The organism is Oculatella sp. FACHB-28, assembly GCF_014696015.1.
Taxonomy (GTDB): Bacteria; Cyanobacteriota; Cyanobacteriia; order Elainellales; family Elainellaceae; genus JAAUTN01.
This window is the reverse complement of record NZ_JACJPJ010000041.1, coordinates 157,114-176,812: the sequence shown is the minus strand read 5'-3', so window position 1 is coordinate 176,812 and position 19,699 is coordinate 157,114. Positions and strand designations below refer to the sequence as shown.

Annotated in this window: 18 protein-coding genes; 6 read left to right on the top strand and 12 right to left on the bottom strand. The window is 48.7% G+C overall.

Annotation, left to right across the window (positions count from 1 at the left end):
- Positions 1 to 9 precede the first annotated feature (9 nt).
- Positions 10 to 1,170, bottom strand: a complete 1,161-nt coding sequence (gene carA / locus H6F88_RS05730) for a glutamine-hydrolyzing carbamoyl-phosphate synthase small subunit (RefSeq protein ID WP_190641777.1) — start codon at positions 1,168 to 1,170, stop codon at positions 10 to 12.
- A 246-nt stretch (positions 1,171 to 1,416) separates the two neighbouring features.
- Between carA and H6F88_RS05725 the strand changes: the two genes are divergently transcribed.
- Positions 1,417 to 2,334, top strand: coding sequence for a retropepsin-like aspartic protease (locus tag H6F88_RS05725; protein WP_190641776.1), 918 nt, complete (start codon positions 1,417 to 1,419; stop codon positions 2,332 to 2,334).
- Here H6F88_RS05725 and trpD read toward each other — a convergent pair.
- The 3 genes from trpD to acsF form a co-directional block, all read right to left on the bottom strand.
- Entirely contained in the window at positions 2,331 to 3,440 is a 1,110-nt protein-coding gene (trpD, locus tag H6F88_RS05720; protein ID WP_190641775.1) for an anthranilate phosphoribosyltransferase, read from the bottom strand. The genes H6F88_RS05725 and trpD overlap by 4 nt on opposite strands.
- 148 nt (positions 3,441 to 3,588) lie before the next feature.
- Positions 3,589 to 5,223, bottom strand: a complete 1,635-nt coding sequence (locus tag H6F88_RS05715; RefSeq protein ID WP_190641774.1) for an alpha-amylase family protein — start codon at positions 5,221 to 5,223, stop codon at positions 3,589 to 3,591.
- A 398-nt stretch (positions 5,224 to 5,621) separates the two neighbouring features.
- Positions 5,622 to 6,698 carry a magnesium-protoporphyrin IX monomethyl ester (oxidative) cyclase gene (gene acsF / locus H6F88_RS05710; protein ID WP_190641773.1) on the bottom strand — a complete coding sequence of 359 codons (1,077 nt, stop codon included), beginning with the start codon at positions 6,696 to 6,698 and terminating at the stop codon, positions 5,622 to 5,624.
- 336 nt (positions 6,699 to 7,034) lie between these two features.
- On the opposite strand from acsF, the gene H6F88_RS05705 reads away from it, so the two are divergent.
- Both H6F88_RS05705 and H6F88_RS05700 read left to right on the top strand, forming a co-directional pair.
- Positions 7,035 to 7,430, top strand: coding sequence for a CsbD family protein (locus H6F88_RS05705; protein WP_190641772.1), 396 nt, complete (start codon positions 7,035 to 7,037; stop codon positions 7,428 to 7,430).
- A 311-nt stretch (positions 7,431 to 7,741) separates the two neighbouring features.
- Positions 7,742 to 8,500, top strand: a complete 759-nt coding sequence (locus H6F88_RS05700) for a hypothetical protein (protein ID WP_190641771.1) — start codon at positions 7,742 to 7,744, stop codon at positions 8,498 to 8,500.
- A gap of 13 nt (positions 8,501 to 8,513) precedes the next feature.
- Here H6F88_RS05700 and H6F88_RS05695 read toward each other — a convergent pair whose 3' ends face one another.
- The 3 genes from H6F88_RS05695 to H6F88_RS05685 form a co-directional block, all read right to left on the bottom strand.
- Positions 8,514 to 9,302: an SDR family oxidoreductase gene (locus H6F88_RS05695; RefSeq protein WP_190641770.1), complete on the bottom strand. Its 789-nt coding sequence runs from the start codon at positions 9,300 to 9,302 to the stop codon at positions 8,514 to 8,516.
- 73 nt (positions 9,303 to 9,375) lie between these two features.
- Positions 9,376 to 11,535, bottom strand: coding sequence for a magnesium chelatase ATPase subunit D (bchD, locus tag H6F88_RS05690; RefSeq protein WP_190641769.1), 2,160 nt, complete (start codon positions 11,533 to 11,535; stop codon positions 9,376 to 9,378).
- Between the two features lie 58 nt (positions 11,536 to 11,593).
- Positions 11,594 to 12,190, bottom strand: coding sequence for a hypothetical protein (locus H6F88_RS05685; RefSeq protein WP_190641768.1), 597 nt, complete (start codon positions 12,188 to 12,190; stop codon positions 11,594 to 11,596).
- Between the two features lie 479 nt (positions 12,191 to 12,669).
- On the opposite strand from H6F88_RS05685, the gene H6F88_RS05680 reads away from it, so the two are divergent.
- The 3 genes from H6F88_RS05680 (at position 12,670) to H6F88_RS05670 (ending at position 14,388) form a co-directional block, all read left to right on the top strand.
- Positions 12,670 to 12,933 carry a sulfiredoxin gene (locus tag H6F88_RS05680; protein WP_190641767.1) on the top strand — a complete coding sequence of 88 codons (264 nt, stop codon included), beginning with the start codon at positions 12,670 to 12,672 and terminating at the stop codon, positions 12,931 to 12,933.
- Between the two features lie 110 nt (positions 12,934 to 13,043).
- The gene (locus tag H6F88_RS05675) at positions 13,044 to 13,532 is read left to right on the top strand and encodes a Dps family protein (protein ID WP_190641766.1); all 489 of its coding nucleotides are present in this window, start codon (positions 13,044 to 13,046) and stop codon (positions 13,530 to 13,532) included.
- Positions 13,533 to 13,731: 199 nt separating this feature from the next.
- Positions 13,732 to 14,388, top strand: a complete 657-nt coding sequence (locus H6F88_RS05670; RefSeq protein ID WP_190641765.1) for a helix-turn-helix transcriptional regulator — start codon at positions 13,732 to 13,734, stop codon at positions 14,386 to 14,388.
- On the opposite strand, the gene H6F88_RS05665 is transcribed toward H6F88_RS05670, so the two are convergent.
- The 5 genes from H6F88_RS05665 to H6F88_RS05645 all read right to left on the bottom strand — a co-directional run bounded on the left by H6F88_RS05665 (position 14,385) and on the right by H6F88_RS05645 (position 19,674).
- On the bottom strand, positions 14,385 to 15,188 hold the full coding sequence (locus H6F88_RS05665) for a hypothetical protein (RefSeq protein WP_190641764.1): 804 nt from the start codon (positions 15,186 to 15,188) through the stop codon (positions 14,385 to 14,387). The genes H6F88_RS05670 and H6F88_RS05665 overlap by 4 nt on opposite strands.
- A gap of 61 nt (positions 15,189 to 15,249) precedes the next feature.
- The gene (locus H6F88_RS05660) at positions 15,250 to 15,777 is read right to left on the bottom strand and encodes a methyltransferase domain-containing protein (RefSeq protein ID WP_190641763.1); all 528 of its coding nucleotides are present in this window, start codon (positions 15,775 to 15,777) and stop codon (positions 15,250 to 15,252) included.
- Positions 15,778 to 15,823: 46 nt separating this feature from the next.
- A complete protein-coding gene (locus H6F88_RS05655) occupies positions 15,824 to 18,055 on the bottom strand; it encodes an O-linked N-acetylglucosamine transferase, SPINDLY family protein (protein ID WP_190641762.1) in 2,232 nt (743 codons plus the stop codon).
- A 158-nt stretch (positions 18,056 to 18,213) separates the two neighbouring features.
- On the bottom strand, positions 18,214 to 18,780 hold the full coding sequence (locus H6F88_RS05650) for a type IV pilin-like G/H family protein (RefSeq protein ID WP_190641761.1): 567 nt from the start codon (positions 18,778 to 18,780) through the stop codon (positions 18,214 to 18,216).
- A gap of 327 nt (positions 18,781 to 19,107) precedes the next feature.
- A complete protein-coding gene (locus H6F88_RS05645; RefSeq protein ID WP_190641760.1) occupies positions 19,108 to 19,674 on the bottom strand; it encodes a type IV pilin-like G/H family protein in 567 nt (188 codons plus the stop codon).
- Between the last annotated feature and the right edge of the window lie 25 nt (positions 19,675 to 19,699).

Genomic DNA, 19,699 nt, shown 5'->3' with positions numbered 1-19,699 from the left:
CCTCATCTTTTATCCTTTCCCTACCTCCGCTTTTTGCCCTCGCATTGACTGAACAAACTGCTCAAACAGATAGTCTGCGTCGTGCGGACCAGGGCTGGCTTCTGGGTGATACTGTACCGAGAATAGCGGCAGGGTTTTATGACGCAATCCAGCAACGGTACGATCATTCAAATTTAGATGGGTGATTTCAATATCTGCCTCAGGAATAGAATCAGGGTCGATCGCAAAGCCGTGATTTTGGCTGGTGATTTCAATGCGCTGGCGCAAACCTGCGGGCTGGTTTAAGCCACGATGCCCAAACTTTAGCTTGAAGGTTTCTGCACCCAAGGATAAGCCCAAAATCTGATGTCCCATACAGATGCCAAAGACAGGCTTTTGACTGGCTAACAGAGCCTTCGTTGTTGCAATGCCTTCAGCAACAGCCGCCGGGTCGCCAGGTCCGTTCGAGAGGAAAATGCCGTCTGGGTTGTATTTGAGAATGTCTTCGGGTGGTGTGTCTGCAGGAACGATGACAACACGACAGCCGTAGCTGGCTAGACGACGCAAGATGTTGCGTTTGATACCAAAATCGATCGCCACAACCGTAAGCTGTGGGGACGTCTCAGTCTCCTGGGTGGGTCGAAATTCCCAAATGGGGCTGGTGGGGTCAGACCATTCATAAACGGTCTGGGTGGTGACTTGGCTCACCAAGTTTAGTCCCGCCATGCTGGGAGCTTCTTGAACGCGCAATAGCAGTTCAGTCGGTTCCAAAATTTCGGTAGAAATGGCTCCGTTCATTGCCCCAGAGGAGCGAATTTTACGGGTTAGGGCGCGGGTGTCGATGCCGTAAATGCCAGGAATTTTATGCTGGTTCAGGTAGTCGCTGAGCGATTGGGTGGAGCGCCAGTTGCTAGGCTGATGACAAATATTGCGAGCGATCGCCCCTTTGACCTGAGGGCCCTGAGATTCATCGTCTTCAGGATTGACTCCGGTATTTCCCAATTCTGGATAGGTAAATGTTACGATTTGACCACAATAGCTAGGGTCGGTGAGGACTTCCTGGTAGCCCGTCATCCCCGTGTTAAATACAACTTCACCGATTGTCGTGCCTGAAGCACCAAATGAATATCCCCGGTAAACTGTTCCATCAGCCAAAACTAGCAGGGCTGGTTGATTGGCAGAAAGTGACATAGACCCTCTCAATAATCTTGATACATCGACCAAATAAACCAAATAACCGAATGTCCAAGTTGCCGCGTATGGAGCAACGAGACCTCATCTAGACTATACGTTAGTGGCAGAAGTTGCTTAGTCAATTAAGAATGCAAAATCAGAAATGCAAACTTAAGCAGGTGAAATTAGAAATAAGGCTCTTCTGTTGGGGCATTTTTAGCTTTATTGTGACTGCCTTCGTGCCAAATTCTACTCCAAACCGATATGCGTCAGTTTCTTCGACCCACTGCAACTCTGCTTTTGCTGTCAGGTTGTGGCATTGTCAGCGTGGCGTGTAGCTCTATCTCTGGCGATCGCTCTACCTCCGTATCAGTGCAACCTGCAACCAGTCCTATTGCGTCACCTGCTCCAGTCGCTCCAATCGCTAGCCCTGCCGTATCCACTCCGCAGCCGCCTGACCCTTACCAACAGGCGATTAGTCGGGCTTCTAGTGCATTCACCATCAGCCAATCGGCGCGATCGCAAGATGATTGGCGACTGGTCGCAAGTCGTTGGCAGCAAGCAATTGACCTATTAGCATCGGTACCTGCTGCCAGCCCCAACCGTTCGCTGGCGCAGACTAAACTGTCCGAATATCGCCGCAATTTGGACTACGCTCAACAGCAAGCCAGTCGTTCTACTGCCCTTGCGAATCCTGATGGCGTAGTGGTGCTTGCCCCTCGCAACCAGCCTGTCAGTCAACAGCCTGCCAGTCAACCTGTTGCTCCCCGTCCTTTCGCAGCGGCACCAGCGCCAGCTTCTTCAGGCGGTGCTGGCGTTTATCAAGTTCCAATTGTGCGACGAGCGGGGGGTACGCCTGTCATCAACGTGACGTTCAATGGCAGTCGGCAGTTTGAAATGATTTTAGACACCGGAGCTAGTGGCACGGTGATTACATCTCAGATGGCGACAGCGCTGAATGTAGTCCCGGTGGGAGAAGCGAGTGTTGATACGGCCAGCGACAGAAATGTGACGTTTCCCCTAGGCTACGTTAACTCTATTGAAGTGGGTGGGGCGATCGCCCAGGACGTGCTGGTTGCAGTCGCAGGACCCAACTTGGGGGTAGGGCTGCTTGGACAGGACTTTTTTAGCCACTACGATGTCGTAGTCCGCCAAGATGTGGTGGAGTTTCGAGAGCGCTAACGCAAAAATTCAACAAGCTGCTCTAATTTTGCCCAGGCGGCACCGCTTTGCAGAATTTCTCTAGCCTGCACAACTCCTTGTGCATAAATCTCGACAGGTGCGGAAGAAATTCCGGAGTCACCTGGAATTGCCCCTCCAACTTTTAGCGCTAGAGCTGCATTCAGCGCTACTACGTCTTGCTGGGCTGGAGTTCCTTTGCCCTGAAGTACAGAGCGCAGAATTTCAGCATTTTCTTCAACTTCTCCTCCTCTAAGGGCGCTAGTCGGCGCGGGGATCAGTCCTAACTGCTGTGGATCAAGTGTGATAGAGCGAATTTTGCCATCTTCTAGAACCGCTAAATGACTCACATCTGCTAATCCTGCTTCATCTAGTTTTTCTCGTCCATGCAGCACGATCGCCTGTTCCTTGCCAAGCTGCTGTAATGCTTCCGCCATTACCTCGACCAAAGCCGGACTAAACACGCCAATGACCTGTCTGCTAGGCCCCAGTGGATTGACTAATGGACCCAACAGATTAAAGATTGTTCGCACCTTCAAAGTCTTTCGCAGGGGTGCGACATATTTCATGGCTGGATGCCAACCTGGGGCAAACAAAAACGTGATCCCCACCTCTTGCAAAGCCGCTCGCGCTGTCTCAGGATCAATATTCAAGTTGATCCCCAGTGCTTCCAGTACATCGGCTGAGCCGACTTTACTAGAAGCAGACCGATTGCCGTGCTTAGCAACAGGAATACCGGCAGCTGCAGCAACAAAGGCAACTGCTGTGGAAATGTTAAAGGTAGAAGCCCCATCGCCTCCGGTGCCGCAAGTATCAATCAAGGGTGCAGAGAAGGAGGGAGCCGTGCCACCGCCTAGGGACTGCGCCTGCAACACCTGCGCCATGCCGCTCAACTCTGATGCAGAAACGCCCTTTGCCTGAATTGCCGCTAGAATTGCTCCCGATAAGACTGGGGCGATCGCCTCCATCAGCCAACCCTGCATCAATGCTGCTGCCTGAACTGTAGAAAGCGACTGACCATCCAAAATTTGTTGCAGCAAAGCAGACCAATCTTGAGCAATATCTGCTGTAGCAACATTTGATGCCGAGGACTGAAGGGGGGTACTCATAAGCAGCCTAAAGTAAGTCGTACTGGCTAAAGATGGGAATTTACTCCATCAGACAGAAGCGTTATCTATAGTACCGCCTCCTGTTGCTAATTGGCTGTCCTTCCTTTATTCCTCATCCTTCATCTTTTAGCTCTGTCAAATAGCCCTGTCAAAGGTGATATCTTCCAACTCGAAACCAGCGATAGCCATAGCCATCTAGCTCGACTTCATGGGAATTGCCCTCAGATTGTTGGTAAGGGCGATCGCCTAGCAAGTCAATCAGCCGATCTTCGTTCTCCTTTAAATTCAGCGTCACGCTGCAGGCTTCTCCAGCTAGATTGTGAACTGCCACCACCGCTCCATCCTGCCAATCACAGCGATGGGCAAAAACAGAAGGATGATCCGTTCCAATAATTTGCCAGTCGCCCCAACCAAATTCTGGGCATTCCTTCCGCATTCGAATTGCCCGCTCCATCCAGTTGAGGAGTGAATCCGCATCCCGCCGCTGAGCAATCACGTTCAAATGCTGGTAACCAAACTGATCGTCCGAAATCACAGGACGAAACAGTTGTTCTGGTGGTGCTGTTGAGAAGCCCGCATTGGCTTCACCTGACCACTGCATCGGAGGACGAATCGAATTTCGTTCCTGTTGTGACAGGTCATCACCCAAGCCGATTTCTTCCCCATAAAACAGCACAGGCGTTCCTGGCATCGTAAAAATCAAGCTGTAAGCCAGTCGCAACCGCCGTGGATCGCCCTCCACCATAGGCGGAAAGCGGCGACGAACTCCCCGGTCGTAAATCCAAACTTCCTCCTTATCAAGCTTGAACTTAGTCAAAATTTCTTCTTGCTGCTCGTCCGAAAGTTTGTCTAGTGACAATTCATCGTGGTTGCGGACGAAGTATGCCCACTGACCTACTTGAGGAATTTCAGGCGGCGCTTTCAAACCCTCAATCAGGGGTGCAGCTTCTTCTCGGGCAAGCGCCAAAATCAAATACTGATTTGCCATGAAGTGAAATAGCATTTGCATCTTGTCGCCGTCGCCAAAGTAGTGCGGCACATCCTCCATCGGCACATTTGCCTCTGCCAGGATGATCGCATCACCTCGCCGCCAAGAGAGGAATTGCCGCATCTCTTCTAGATAGGCGTATTCGTCTTTAGAACTACCGTGAACACGCTTCAACTCAACCAGGAAAGGGGCTGCATCTAGGCGAAAGCCGGATACCCCTAATTGCAGCCAGAACCCCATAATCTTCTGAATTTCCTGCCATACTTTGGGGTTCTCGACGTTTAAGTCTGCTTGATGCTCATAAAACTGGTGAAAATAATAGGCTCCGGCTTCTTTACTGTAAGTCCAGGTGCTGTCTTGCACGCCTGGAAAAATCACGCCCTTGTCAGCATCTTCAGGTTTTTCGTCCGCCCAGATATAGAAGTCACGATATTTTGAATTCTTGTTTTTGCAGGCTTCCTGAAACCAAGGATGCTCAATTGAGGTGTGGTTGACTACCAGATCAATGATGACCCGCATTCCGCGTTCGTTTGCTTGGCGGGCAAATTCAACAAAATCACCCAAAGTTCCTAATCGCGGATCGACATTATAAAAGTCTTTTATGTCATACCCGTTATCGCGATTTGGGGTTGGATAGAATGGCATCAGCCAGATGCAGGTAATTCCTAAACCTGCAAGGTAATTTAGTCGCTCAGTTAGCCCTTCAAAGTCACCAATGCCATCGCCATTTCCGTCCATATAAGTTTCGACATCAAGGCAGTAAATAATAGCGCTCTTGTACCAGAGGTCTAACATAAGGACACCTATGACTCGGCAATGGTTAAATCAGCGATATTTGCAGCTATGCGAAGCTTTGTGCGATCGCAAAACTGGCGATCGCTCACCCTAAAGCGCAACTATTTGCAATTGATTTCACGCTTAATCTAGACGCGAAGCGAGGGCATCAATAATCACCCTGACCAACCCTGGCAGTCTTACAAACCCAGCTTATACTCTCGTCTTTAAAGCCTTATTTCTTCCCACTTCCGACAGAAAAGATTGAATCTTGATAGATCTTTATCCCGCTTGAGGAAGATAAATTTCTGTTGATGGTTCCCTGTTTGTTGTTGTCGAAGGGCATTGATGAGTCAAAAAGACTACAAAAAAGCGGCTCTGATTTTGACAGAGCCGCCTTGTGTGAGGGGTAAAAGCTGTTAGCGGACAGATCCTTCTAGCTTGGCTGCGTTGATGGGCTTCATGAAGTAAAGCCGAACCAACTGCACCGCAGTTGAGGCGTAGAGAGGCAGCTTTTGAAAAAATTGGAGGAATTTGGGAGTGTTGGAAGTGGCGATCGCGCTCAACTTCACATTATTCTCCGCACAAATGTCCAGTAGCCCAAAGAAATCTGGATGATTAACATTCAGAACCACTGGGAAAACTCGCGCTGAGGTTTCGTTGGTCTTCTGAATTACATGGATGTCATACTCACGAGCGTCTAAACCGAGTGACCGATAGAATCCAGAGCGCTGAATGTCATTCAGGTACATGGTCGCAAATACCGACAGCAAGAAGAAGCGACACCACAGTCTTGCTCTCCAATCGTTGAGAAACTGAGGTTGTGACTTCATCAGCGCGTCAAAGAAGTCGCCGTGACGGTTTTCGTCCTGGCACCAGTTTTCAAAGAATCGGAAGATCGGATAGATCCGATCTTCGGGGTGAGCTTCCAAATGGCGATAAATCGTGATGTAGCGCCAGTAGCCAATCTTCTCAGACAGGTAGGTGGCGTAGAAGATAAATTTTGGCTTGAAGAAGGTGTAGCTACGGCTCTTAGTCAGGAAGCCTAAATCGAGCGACAGGTTAAAGTCTGACAGCGCCTTGTTGAGGAAACCAGCGTGACGAGCCTCATCGCGCGACATTAGCAGGAAGCCTTCTGCCAATACCGGATTTTTGTCTTTGAGCTTGCGAGCCAGTTCTTTATAAAGCAAGAAGCCAGAAAACTCGGCAGTGCAGGAGCGCTCTAAAAACTCGATGAATAGCTGTCGAGTTTCGCCATCTAAGTGCTCCCAAGATTGCTCGAATTCGGCATCTCGCACGAAATGGTGACGATTGTAGTCAACGCGAAACTCTTCTAAAATCGCCTGAAGTTCCGCTTCGTTGACAGAGATGTCCATTTTTGCCATCTCGTCAAAGTCTGTCGTGTAAAAGCGAGGAGTCAGGATGGTTTCTTTTGCTGGAGCTTTCACTCCAGGTCGGATTTCTTCAACACTAGGTTTTTTTAGAGAATCAACCATTGGTATTTCTATTCACCTATGATTCTGCACGAGTTAACGCACGGTTTTAGTACAGCCGCAAAGCCAGGTGCAGCAATTTTCTTGTGTCCTTAGTCTACCAAGCTCTTTGAGAGCAACAAGGCTGTCGATGTTAAGAGTTGCTACGCCAGGTAAAGACATACTGAGTTGCGCCTCAAGCTGGCGATCGCCCTCAAGGTATAGAATCCATAAGCCTTTCAGCAGATGTCTATAGCTGCGAAGGAGCAGCAAAGTTGTTAAGTAGGGATGCCTGTACAATTTCAGCTTGCTGTTCGCTCTCGCTATCGACTTTCATCGTTAACTTAAGTTGAGGCAACTATGAATTTACTCCAGCGCAGCCGTAAAGTTTTTGCCAGTCTTATGCTGGCCTTAGTCTTAGCGCTCGCCACTGTTTGGGTGATTCCTCAAGCGATCGCATCTCCTTTGATAGCAACGAGCCCATTCCAAATCCTTGCCGACAATGACGCTGCTACCAGTACCGGCATCGAGCACCGAGTCAAAGCAACGGGTAGAGAACTCGAAGGAAGAGTTCAGCGGGGCTTTGGACAAGTAACGGATAGCCCTGATAACCGGGTTGAGGGTCGCGCCAAACAGCTTTCGGGTAGAGCTCAAAATCAGGCAGAAGACTTGGGCGATCAGGTCAAAGATGCAGTTCGTGGTGCACGAAATGAAACAGGAAATTTAGTGGATCGAGTCAAGGATTTCTTTGACTAAACCTTTCCTTCCTTGACCAAAATTTTCCCTTTCAGATTGCTCCATCTAATCAAGATTGAAGATCAATCTGAACCCCTCTGAGGAAGCGGAAGTAGTGGAAAAGCCACGCTTTCGCTTCCTTCGTCTTTGAGAATAGATCTTCTGCCTGAATTGCTGGTTGAGACGTAGATGACAGTTCAGCTCACTGCGCTACCATTCATGCAAAAGGTCTAACCTAGTTGGGTATGGACTAGTGGAGAATATAAACTGAAGCACAGTAGGCTCCCTGTGTCATATTTCAGATATTCGTTTCCAAGTTCAAGGCTGCGCTCATGTCTTTACAAGAGTCTTCGCAAGTGTCGCCTCAAGACATCTTGGCACTGGCTAAACAGGGTCATCCCAAAGTGATTGCTGCAATCATGAATCATTCTACTAAGCAGCGCAATATCAAGACACAGGTGGCAAGAAAAGAGGACTGTCTGTATGTGTTGCTGGAGGCAGACTGGGTGCCCGATCAGCAAGCAATGGTGGATTTTGTCCGGGATGGCATTGAAAAACTAAAGGTTGAACCTATCAAGACAATTAAGGTTTTTGGCCGCCAGATGGGCGATAACTCTGTAGCATGGAATCAAGAAATCCAGTTAGAGAAAAATTCCAGTTCCACCTACTCAGAAGCCAGCACGGTGACTCAATCGACTCAGCCTTTTTCAACTTCTCCCTCCCCAGATACGGTAGAGGCGACTGCCCCCGCTCCTCCTGTCATTCAGGAATCTACCAGCGGTGAAATTGCCCCCGTATCTACAGCCACCGCGATTCAGGAAACTCAAAATCTGCTTAGACGACCTGAAGCAGTCGTTCTGGTCATTTTTGTCGGCGTTGTCTTGCTTTGGCAGCTCTATTTGGCACTGATCGAAGAGGTTGCTCCAGAAGGCTATCTCTCCAGCTATCAGCTAGCTCAGCGCTTGGGAGTGAGTGCCAGCACAGTTCGCCGTCGCAAAACTCGGGATGACTTTAGCGCCTGGACTCAGAGCCTAGATCCAGAAGGAATTGCTTGGGCTTACTCTGGCGGAGCTTATGTACCGATGATGTGAAGTCAACTTCTGGTTAAAACCCAAAGGCTAAAAAGCCTCCATCTACAGCAATGCACTGCCCCGTAATGAAGGAGGCAGGAGACATACAAAGAAAGGCGACCAGTCCAGCAACCTCGGCAGGTTCTCCAACTCGCCCCATAGGGGTACGAGAGAGAACAGAGGCGAAAAATTCCTCGTTGTTCAGAACAGGTTCCGTGAGCGGGGTGCGAATAAACCACGGGGCGACGGTGTTGACTCGAATGCGATCGCTTGCCCACTCCACCGCTAGATTACGCGTCAACTGCACCAAAGCCGCTTTCGACATCCCGTAGGGAGCACCAGTTCTGACGGCGGTTAGCCCTGCTACTGAGCTAATGTTAACGATGCTGCTGTTTTCTCCCACTTTGAGCAGCGGGTGAGCTAGACGGCAGACTTCAAAAGTTGAAGTTAGGTTTGTTTCGAGAATTCGTTCATATTCCTCGGAACTGTATTCCAGGACTTTCTTGCGAATGTTGGTGCCCACATTATTGATCAAGATATCGAGTCCGCCCATTGACTCTGCAATCTGAGCAAAAATAGTTTGCCTGTGGTCTGCGATCGCCACATCTGCCGCCAGCCCATAAGCGAGCCAACCGCGCTGCTGCCAAGTTGTCAACTGCTGCTCGATTGCCTTGGCGCTACGGGCAACAATCGTCACCTTTGCTCCAAGCGATAAAAATTCTTCAGCAACGGCTAACCCAATTCCTTTTGTGCCACCCGTAATTAGGGCTTTTTTGCCGCTGAGTAACCAGCGATCGCTTAGCGGTTTTTGCAACTCGTCCACGCTTGCGCCTCAAATTCTTATCTTTAACCTTACTCTGTCTGCTAATTTTCTCGGGTTGGGTGATTCCTATCCTTCATCCCTTCATATCTGCGATCGCTCCCCTTGTCATTGCGGCGATCGCCTGATCGGTTGCTTTGGGCAAGTGATAATACTTTCCGCCTGCCTGTTTCGCCAATTCCTTGGCAAATCCAGTTGAGACAAACTTGTTTTCTGTGTCGATCACTAGAAGCTGAATTCCGGTGGCACGAACTTTAGCGGCGATTTCCAGCAATTCAGCTTTGATGTCGGGCTTTTCACCTTCAGGAATGGTGTCCCCTAGCGATCGCGCCAGCGGTACGTTCCCCCGTCCGTCTGTGATCGCTACGACGACCACTTGACCGATATCGCCCGACTGCTGGGCATTTAGCCCCACCCGAACTGCCTGGGTTAACCCATGCGCCAAGGGCGAACCACCACCACAGGGCATTCGCTCTAGTCGCCTGCGCGCCGCTGCAATGGAGCGAGTTGGCGGTAGCAGCACTTCTGCCTGCTCGCCTCGAAACGGAATCAGCGCCACCTGATCTCGATTTTGATAAGCCTCAGTGAGCAGCCGTAAAACGGCTCCCTTGGCAAACTGCATCCGATTTAGCGCCATTGAGCCAGAGGCATCCACCACAAAAATAACTAGCGCGCCAGCTTTGCGGGCTAGACGTTTAGCACGAATGTCAGATTGTTCGACAAAGACTCGTTTGGTAGGGGCTGGGGGTTGGGGATCAGAGTTTAGGGGTTGACGAGTGAGGGATGCGCGTTGGCTGGATGCCTGTTCGCTGCGCTGGCGGCGGGCTTTTTGGTAAGGGGCCGCGGCTCTGAGGGTGGCATCGACGGCAATGCGGCGGGCTTGTCCTCTGGGCAGGATTGGCTTAACGTAGCGTCCTCGGTCTTCTGAGAAAACAATGCTGCGGGAGCCTGATTTGCCCTGGCGGTTTGCCATTTGAGCAAAGTAGAGGACGGATGGGTCGAGAATTACGCCTTCCGGGTCAAAGACAAATTCTTCTGGGACACTGGGTGGTTCCTGTTCTTGTTCGGGTTCATCCCGCTCATCTTGTTCGTCTTGCTCCTGTTCAGATTCGTCTTGGGGGTCGTCCTGGTTCTGAGGCGGTGGCGGTGGGGGAGGTGGCGGTGGTTCTTCAGGGGGTGTTTGCACGACGGTGGAGCGAGGCACAATCACCAGCTCAACTGCCTTTCGCAAATCTTCAGCGTTGACCTCGGTGCGTCCGTCGAGGGCAGCGTGGGCTTTAGCGACTCGCAGGGCAAACAGTTCTGCCCGATGTCCCTGAACACCACCACGCAGGGCTTCATTCACTAAGTAAGCAATTTGTTCAGGCTGAATTTGTACATCTTTGAGCCATTCTCGCGCCAAAATAATCTGGGTTTTCAGCCCGTCAATGTCTTCGGCGTACTGACGCAAAAATTCCTGGGGTGACTCTGAATAGCGGGTGGCTTGCTCAACTGCTGCGACGCGATCGTCTAGACCCAGAACGGCATCGGCAGAGAGGGCGATCGCAATTCGGTCAAGCAAATGCTCTCGCAGTTCCCCTTCTTCTGGGTTGTAGGTCGCTATCAGTAGCGGCTTACAGGGATGCTGGAAGCTAATTCCTTCTCGCTCAATCTGGTTGCGCCCTTCTGTCAGCGCCGACAAGAGCAGATTGGCAATTTGATCATCCAGCAGGTTGATCTCGTCTATGTATAGAATGCCCCGGTGCGATTCTGCTAGCAGTCCAGGCTGAAACACCGTTTCCCCTTGCTTAATCGACTGCGCTACATCCACTGAACCTAGCAGCCGATCTTCCGTCACACCTAGCGGAATCTGCACGAACGGAGCTGGAACTACCTCAGTCGGAGGCAACTCCTGCATTTCCGATTGCTGATTGTCACTTTCCGATTCTTCAGCCCCCAATCCCCAATCGCCGATCTCTAGCTCCCGCTTCACCGTCTCGTCGTCCCATTCATCAGGACGGGTAGGATCGCAGTTGCAGCAGGAACCTTTGACGACCTCAATTGGCGGCAGCAGGGCATGGAGTGCCCGTGCCATTACCGATTTAGCAGTGCCTCGACGACCTGCAATCACGACTCCACCTAAACCTGGGTCGATGGCAGAAAGCAACAGTGCCAGTTTGATTGCTTCTTGACCCACAACGGCAGTCAGTGGAAAGGCAGTCAGGCTAGGTGAGGCAGAAGTACTGAGCGCAGGCATGATGCGAAATTAGAGAGGGTCCAGCTTTTCAGCTTACCAAGAAAGCTTGTGCCTTAGTTCAAGCGGCAAGATAAGCCAGCATATAGCCAAACGTATTCATCACGGCAACGACTGAATCTGGCAACAGCGCTTCTGAGAGGGAAAACTGCCCTTTAAGCTCAATAGTGACTGACGCACTGCTAAGCATAACCGTGTAGCCCGTTTCCTCCTGGTTTAGGTTAGACCAGCTTGTGGCGTTGTAGTTGAGAAATTCTGGATTTCTCAGTAGTCGTTTGAACTGCTCAAGCACGGCAGGTTCAACCTGTCCCATCGGTTGCCTGCCGCGATTGGGTTGAAACACAAACATACGTCCGTCTTCCATCAGATGCACTTCTACTTGCTGTTCCGGAAGATGCCGTTGTAGAGGAGGACGACGCTCAATCATGCGAAACAGTACTCCGTCGTCTAATGGCGGCGGTAATTCTTCGTCTGGAATAACTTCAGTGACAATGTCAGGCTGAAGATGGCGATCGAGTTCGGGCAGGGGGATTGTTTGGGAAATTCGATCGCCCCTTCCCCTCTCTGCCTGAACTGCCGGAACAATTGCCGCAAAGGTCAATAGAATAGCGATCGCCATTCCACTAGCAGCTACCGCAAGTTGCCTCAAATGCTTCATAAAGCCTCTTCTGATCAAAGGCGTACCGATTGACACAAAGCTGACTAGCGTATGCGCCAAAATGGGCAGCCCTAACCAGACTAACCCACCTCAATGAAACACATTCGGGACCAATACCGAGAACGCAACATGAAGCGGAACCGTCTACAGTTCCTAAGCTCCTGATAGCAGTGACCAGTCAGGTAGGGCACTGATTGTCTGAAGTTGCTGAGGATTTTTAGAATGTGCGAGGAAGAGAGCCGCAGGGCGTGATCTCCCGGAAGACTTTGAGCAAGGAGCGATCGCTCCTTGCTCAAAACCTAGAATCACTACCGGATCAAACGGTAACCCTTTGGGTAACAAGGACTTCAAACCGCTTTCATCTGCTGAGGGGCTGGGAGCTAGGGCAAGAAGGTTTCCCCTTGCCTTTCATCTTTAACTTGCAACTCGTACTCATAATGAGTATGATTTAGAAAGAAGAGAGCAAAAGTTAAAGCAAGATGGCAAAAGTTCAAGAAATTCCCGTCAACCAAATCCGCCGACCTCTATTTCGGCAAAACGACCAGGCTAAAGTTGCCGCTCTGATGGAGTCCATTCAAGCAATTGGTCTGCAAGAGCCGATTGATGTGTTGGAGGTCGAAGGTCAATACTACGGCTTCTCTGGTTGCCATCGCTATGAGGCTTGCAGCCGTTTAGGGCACGAAACGATTTTGTGTAATGTCCGCCGTGCTCCTAAATCTGTTTTGCGGATGCATCTGGCTTAAGTCAGTTTGAATTATCTAATCCCAGAATCACTCTTCTAGAGGCTGTGCGAATTGCATTTTGCAGGTAAAACAGTCATTAACCCCATTTTTTGCTGAATCAGGAGAAACCTATGCAAGCTCAAGAACGTACCGTTCCCGTTGATATCGGCATTAACGAAACAGACAGACATGCGATCGCCGACGGGCTGTCTCGCTTACTGGCAGACACCTACACGCTGTACCTGAAAACCCACAACTTCCACTGGAATGTTACAGGTCCTATGTTTCAGACCTTGCATATCATGTTTGAGACGCAGTACACCGAGCTAGCAGTCGCCGTAGACGATATTGCTGAGCGCATCCGCTCCCTCGGATTTCCTGCTCCTGCGACATACAGCGAATTTGCTCAACTCACCTCCATTCCTGAAACGACGGGTGTTCCTCAGGCAACCGATATGATCGCGCTGTTGGTAGAAGGCAATGAAGCCGTTGTTAAAACCGCTCGTAGCACCTTTCCCGCAGCAGAACGGGCAGGCGATGAATCTACTGCTGACCTACTAACCGAGCGGATGCGTCTGCACGAGAAAACCGCCTGGATGCTCAGAAGCTTGTTGCAGTAAAAGTCATTGGTCTTTTGTCTATTGGCTCGTTACCCAGCTTCAGCTTGGAAATGTCAGATTAGAAGCTCTAGCTTCCCTTTAGAGAAAATTCCCATCTCTGATGAGGGAACTAGAGAATGACAATAGAACGGGGATCGTAACACCGTTACGATCCCCGTTCTATTTGAGTTTTAATGATCATGTTCTTGAGAACAAGGCTATGAATCAGACTTCCAGTTCAAATTACAGCGACTTGCTGCGATCGCTCATGCAACTGCTCAATATTTCTAGCTTTAAGTCCCTTAGCCGCACTGCAGGCGTTTCTGAATGGCAGGTCAAGCAACTGCGCCAGGGGCGCGCCGCTCAAATGCAAGCAGAGCCACTCTTTAAACTGAGCCAAGCCCTTCAAATTTCGCTCAACGAATTACTGGCAAAATTTTCTGACTTGCCGCTTTCGTCGCCCGAACCTAACTCAACTCAGAGCTTATATCATCTCCAGCAGGAATATCGCCGCCTGGAGGCACAGCTTGCCGAACAGCAGCAAACCCTCCAGCAAGAATTTCAGCGCTCCAGTCTGCAAACGCTAGAATCCCTCTTGCTGCAACTGCCCACAGCCGCTTACGCTGCCGAAAATAATCCTCAAATTCCAGCTGCTCGTCTATTGCCTTTGCTGCGTCCGATCGAACAGCTACTCAAAAGTTGGGGAGTGGAAGCGATCGCCCCTGTTGGAAGCGAAGTTGCCTATGATCCTCAGTTGCATCAGTTGATGGAAGGTCGGGCGGAGGTGGGCGATCGCGTCAAAATCCGCTACACAGGCTATATCCAAGGCAAAAAGCTCCTCCACCGCGCCAAAGTCAGCCCTGTCTCCAATCCCTAATCCCCTTCTGGCTGCTGAATCTGTAGCCTTCCCTGCTCATCCACAGAAACATTGCCACCTAATGCTTCAATTTGGCTAATGGCATAACGCTGAGTCTCTTCGTCAAATGCATTGCCTAGAACCATAACCCAGGCTGCAATCTGAGCTGACTTACTTTCAGGATTTTCAGCCAGATATTCAGCCATTTGCTGCGAGACCTGTGCTGCAGCCCGGCTTTCAGGATCAGAATAGATACTTGCCCATTCTGCCGCCGTTTTAAAAGACTGTTGAGCCGCCTGGCTGTCTCCCAAAAACAGCAGTTCATCTGTACCCTTGTATCGCCAAACAAAATATGCCTTCTCTGGTACTCTGGGCGATAGCTCCCCGATGTGCTGATTCATAATTTCAACGGTGCGATCGGGCCTACCCGCGTAGAGCGTAGAGCTTCCTGATAAGAAGAGATAAGCATCTCGGAAGTACGGATCGCGCTTCAGAATCACTTCAAAATATTCAGGGCTGAGCTCATAACCAATTTGATCACGAGCTGGACTATCTCCGAAGTATTGAATGAAGTCTAGAAAAACCCAATCTGCAACCAAGTTATTAAAACCAAAGGCTGGAGATTCTTTAAGCAAATTGAGATAGACCTGCTCAGCTTCTGACTGTCTTTCAAGCTCCTCTGCTGAAGCCTCTGCCGTCTGTCTGGTTAATCTTCTAAGTTCAAAACTCTGAAATGAACTAATTCCCAGAATTAAGAGTGCAATAGTAACCAGAACTCCCAAGGATTCCAGCAGGTTGTTGCGACGAGTAGAGAAATCCATCAAGTTAATAATTTGTCAGTTGATTAGATGTGTTGCTTTAAAGCATAAATCCAATTAATTCTTACTTGGTTGCAACAGCATTGAGGCTAATTAATGTGTCTAATAATCGCAGGCTGCTGCAATCGTTGAACCAACCAAACTCGGATACTGTTTCGTATCCTTGAAAACCTGCTTCTGCCAGATACAGACCTAAAATATCAGCGTCAAGGCCTACTTTATGTACATCGTATTCGTTGGTTTGTCCGCCAAACATCATTCGCATAATATGATGCCTCTCGACGGGCACTAAGTTTGGGTTGAGATAGAGCCAGCAGAGAGTTTTTAAGTCAGGAACACTGATGTAAAGTTTTCCTCCAGGTTGCAAAACCCGATGCCACTCAACTAGGGTGCTGATTAATTCATTGTTGAGTCCGTAGTAGAAGTGCTCTAGTACGTGGCTAGCATAAATTGCTTCAACTGAATCATTCTCAAACTGTTCAAGAGAAGCGGCATTTCCAATAAAATCAACTTCTGGACGTGCTTCAATGTCTAGAATTTTCCAGTCTGGATGAGGCTCTTTTCCACCAATGTGCAATTTAATAAACGCCATGTTTCAGTCCTCAAACAATAGAGAAAAAGAATTTTAGAAGAAAACCTTACTTGCTTTCAGTGTAATTAACCCACATTTGCCTATATGCGTCTTCCATGTCACGGGCAAATTGCTTGGCATTCCACAAGGGTGCGGTATGACGCGATCGCAACAACTTCCAAGACACCTGCTGCCGCAAAGCTTCGTCCTGCCCAAAACGAACGCCCCACTCTATATACTCTTCGTCTGTCCAAGCAATTCCTTCTGTCACCCCTACATTCATCAGCATGGTGTAGCTGTTTCGAGCGGCGAATTGCTCGCCCACACGAGTAATCAAGGGAATTCCCATCCATAGCGTTTCTAAAGTTGTCGTAGCTCCGTTGTAGGGAAAGGTATCTAATACAACATCAGCAATGGTCAAGTTAGCTCGATGAGTTTGTTCTGAAACTGCGTCAGGTAGAAAACGCAGGCGATCGCGCTCAACTCCTTCCTCCTCAGCAATTTGGAAAAAGAAATTTTTGATCGCATCCTGGTCAGCAAACCCTTTAATTAAGAAATAGCTGTTAGGCACTTCTTTAATAATTCTCATCTGCAATTTAGCAGTATCTCGATGCCGTTTGTGCCCCTTCTGACCACTAAAGAAAACAACCGCATCTCCAGGAATCTCTAGCTCATCCCGTCGCAAGGAAGGAACATTTGCCTCAAACCCATCTACGGCAATATAGGTTCGAGGCAATCGCCAAATCTTCTCACTGTAATACTCCTCTGCGGACTCTGGAAGCACATAAGGATCAGCAATAAAGTAGTCAATCGCGGGTAAACCCGAAGCATCCCAACCTAACCAAGTGGCTTGAATAGGAGCGGGTTTCCGCGCCATGACCGCACACGTAGTATCTAGAGTGATGCTATCTAAATCAACCAAAATATCAATCTGATCCTGGTAAATCTGCTCTGCAAGTTCAGCACTATCTACGGCTGATTTGCGCACAAAATCTGAATGCTGGATAAACCAGTCTTGCAGCGGATCAAAGCTAACTTCAGAAGTTCCAATCAGATACGTATAAACTCGAAATTCGCTGTGGTTGTGGTGCTTGAACAGCCAGCGTGCTAACCAACCTACGGAATGTCTACTAAGGCAATGAGAGATATAACCAATTCTCAAAACCTTTGAACCAGAATTTTCTGCTGCATTATCCTTTGATCGCTGCTGATATTTTTCAACAGCCTCCAAATAATGTCGCTGAATATTGTCTTGGCAAATCCGAACAACTTGATTTTGAATTAGGCGATTTGCTCTTGGGTTATCTCTGAAATAGGGCTGAAAAAACAGCGGTGTTATCAGACGTAGAGTAGCAACTATGTCAAGAGAATGGGGGTTTTCTTGAATTAGCGATAGCAGTAATTCCTCTTGCTTCTGGAAAGCTGAGAGTGACTCGTCCCAATAGCCACCTGCAGTCATTAAACCTCGCAGGACGAGAAAGTTAGAGTAAATTTGGCTCGGTAGATCTTCAGCTAAAGAGTAAGCCTGACGTGCTACTTCTATTCCCTTATCGTATTGATTGGAGTTTTGATAAAAAGGCGAAATCGCCCTCAAAACCTCAGCATTTTTGCTGTCTAGGCTCAAACAGATTTCGCCTAATCTAATAGCAAAGAAGGGCTGATTTTCTGTGTAGGCAATCCTAACCGATGCCAACATCAAAGTATCAATAAATTCTTTCTGCTTTTGAGTATGGTGTGAACAAGCTTCTATAAAATCCAATAAGGAAGGTTCAAAAAGTGGATAATTTAGAAGAGCCTCTATTGTTTTTAATAATATATCTGTGTCAACTTGAATCTCTGAGTCAGATTTCAATAGCTGAGTAATTTCTAACTCAAGCAATTCTTGTTCAGAAAGGGTTTCAAGTTTAATAGCAAGTTGAATTATTTTGAATAAGTTGTTGGGATCTTGAGGGGCAATTTCTCTCATATGTTGGCGAATAGCCCAAGCAACTGAGTTAGTGTTCAGACTCTCTTGACGTTCTGCTTCTGCTTGCAAAACTTCAAGTAACTCTAGAGTCCATTCCTCCATTTGCTCTGGCTCACCCTCAGCCATCCCAACCAACCAGGTGGTTTGTGCTTCAGCTTCTTCTCCCTGAAGAACTAATAACAAGCCTAAGTTCCAGTAGTGCGCCTTAACTTCCGGTTCTTGTTGAATTGCCTGCTCGTATAGTTTTGCTGCTTTGCTGAAATCACCCTGAATCCAGTACTTGCTAGCTAGTTGTTGCCAATTTTGATTGGTAGAAGAGGTATTAACGGTCATAGTTGCTTGTTCGTCAAAAGGCTTATATTGATTCAGGTTATCCGACACAGTGTGCAAGTGGCATTTCAACTAAAGAGGGGTGAGCAGCTTGACCGCTCACCCCCCAAAGTACTCTCCCGGTAGCTGTGCTACCCAGGATAAATATTAGGTTTTGCTTCCTACTTGATAGAGTCGTAGTTACCAATACCTTGGCAAACAGTGGTGGGTTCGCCTTGTGCGTCAGCGACTACTTCTGTGCCAGCAGGTCCTTTTACAGCAGGAGCCAGTTTAGCTTGACAAAGTACAGCCAGGGTTGTTGCTTCACTGGTTTTTGTAATCGTACCCAGAGAAACGCCGCCGACAAACGCTTTAACTGTGTTAACGATAGGTTGTCCCTGGTTAGTCACGTTGGTGCTGTTTGTACCGCCGCCACCTGCGATGACGTATTTGTAGTTGCGGGTTTGAGTATTGATTCCTAGACCTAGAGCGCCGAAGTTATCATTGTCTGCAAAGGTACCGTTTTCCAGATAGTAAGCCTGCTGACCCCGGTTCATGGAACCAACATAGGTCTTAGCTTCAGATTCACGAGCTTTGTTTGCTTGGTTGAGGAAGGAAGGAAGGGCGATCGCAGCCAGAATGCCGATGATGATGATAACAACAAGCAGTTCAATCAGAGTAAAGCCTTCGTTCTCTTTCTTCTTCTGGACGAGGTGTTGCAGAAACTTGGCTTGTAGTTCGGTCTTCATGAAATGGTTTTCCTTAGAGTTGCGGGATACTGGATTTCTAACTCCTGCGTATAACTTGCCCACCTGCTGACTGTTTCATATCATCCTTGGTACAAATTTTTTGTCTCAATCCAGTACTTGCTAGCTAGTTGTTGCCAATTTTGATTGGTAGAAGAGGTATTAACGGTCATAGTTGCTTGTTCGTCAAAAGGCTTATATTGATTCAGGTTATCCGACACAGTGTGCAAGTGGCATTTCAACTAAAGGGGGGTGAGCAGCTTGACCACTCACCCCCAAAGTACTCTCCTAGTAGCTGTGCTACACAGGATAAATATTAGGTTTTGCTTCCTACTTGATAGAGTCGTAGTTACCAATACCTTGGCAAACGGTGGTAGGTTCGCCTTGTGCGTCATTTATTACTTGTGCGCCATCAGGTCCTTTTACAGCAGGAGCCAGTTTAGCTTGACAAAGTACAGCCAGGGTTGTTGCTTCACTGGTTTTTGTAATCGTACCCAGAGAAACGCCGCCGACAAACGCTTTAACTGTGTTAACGATGGGTTGTCCTTGGTTGGTCACGTTGGTGCTGTTTGTACCACCGCCACCTGCGATGACGTATTTGTAGTTGCGGGTTTGAGTATTGATCCCTAGACCTAGAGCGCCGAAGTTAGCATTGTCTGCAAAGGTACCGTTTTCCAGGTAGTAAGCTTGCTGACCCCGGTTCATGGAACCAACGTAGGTCTTAGCTTCAGATTCACGAGCTTTGTTTGCCTGGTTGAGGAAGGAAGGCAGGGCGATCGCAGCCAGAATGCCGATGATGATAATAACAACAAGCAGTTCAATCAGAGTAAAGCCTTCGTTCTCTTTCTTCTTCTGGACGAGGTGTTGCAGAAACTTAGCTTGTAGTTCAGTCTTCATGAAACGTTTCTCCTTAAAGTCGCGG